A 381-nucleotide genomic window follows, 5' to 3' on the forward strand; every position below is an offset into this window, starting at 1 on the left:
AGTTTTTTCGACCTTTCGTGCGATTTCCCTGCATCAAGAACACGCTGTTAGCGGTTCCTGTTTTTAGAAAGAATTTTTCCCGTTATCTTGGGTAGTTTTAAAATTACAGGTCTTATAAATCTATAGATAATAAATCCAATAGCTGCAAATATTAATATAAAGACTGTAGGTAAAATTGCTCCGAATGTGTATGTCATACCGAGAATAAATCCTAAAATAAATTCAGAATAATAAATAGGAATCAGTAAGCTGAGTATTAATAATAAATAAATAACATTATCTATAAACAAAGTGTACTTATATGTGAAAGATATGGCTATTAAAATTGCACAAAATAAACCAATTATGAAAAGTCTAAAAACCTTCCTGTACTGTTTGCCT

At 29.4% G+C, this 381-nt stretch carries 1 protein-coding gene; it reads right to left on the minus strand.

Annotated elements, in window-relative coordinates; translation table 11 throughout:
- Positions 1-47 precede the first annotated feature (47 nt).
- A partial coding sequence (locus LB467_RS18785; RefSeq protein ID WP_224475676.1) for a hypothetical protein occupies positions 48-381 on the minus strand: 334 nt, incomplete at its 5' end.

Origin of the sequence: Salegentibacter tibetensis (assembly GCF_020164485.1) — a bacterium.
Lineage (GTDB): Bacteria > Bacteroidota > Bacteroidia > Flavobacteriales > Flavobacteriaceae > Salegentibacter > Salegentibacter tibetensis.